This window comes from Acinetobacter endophylla (assembly GCF_053543775.1).
This window is the reverse complement of sequence record NZ_JBLVOM010000109.1, coordinates 1-468: the sequence shown is the minus strand read 5'-3', so window position 1 is coordinate 468 and position 468 is coordinate 1. Positions and strand designations below refer to the sequence as shown.

1 protein-coding gene is annotated in these 468 nt (G+C 50.6%); it reads left to right on the top strand.

Features of this window, described 5'->3' with window-relative positions; genetic code table 11:
• Positions 1-34: 34 nt before the first annotated feature.
• Positions 35-468: alpha-amylase family glycosyl hydrolase (locus ACNPNW_RS05500; protein ID WP_448766675.1), on the top strand; the 434-nt coding region annotated here is incomplete at its 3' end.

The window sequence follows — 468 nt, the reverse complement described above, 5'->3', positions numbered from 1 at the left end:
TGCATTCGGGGATGCACACGGGCTCAAGGATCTTGTGAGCAATGCGCATCGTCATGGAATCCGGGTCATTCTCGATGCGGTGTTCAATCATTCGGGGGATACCTTTTTTGCTTTCAAAGATGTGATGGAAAAAGGGGAAGACTCTCTCTATAAGGATTGGTTCATCTTTAACTCTTATCCGGTCACGCAATCTCCTCCAAATTACGAGACCTTCGGCAAGGCTGAAGCAAGTATGCCCAAGCTGAACATGGATCATCCTGCGGTGGCGGATTATATGATCGAGGTTGCCAAGTACTGGGTACGTGAGGCGGGAATCGATGGCTGGCGCCTGGATGTGGCCAATGAAGTTGATCCGCGATTCTGGACCCGTTTACGCCGGGAACTGAAGTCTGAATTTCCTGAATTGCTGTTTATCGGCGAGATTATGCACGCTTCTGGACCTTGGCTGAAAGGCGACCAGTTCGACGG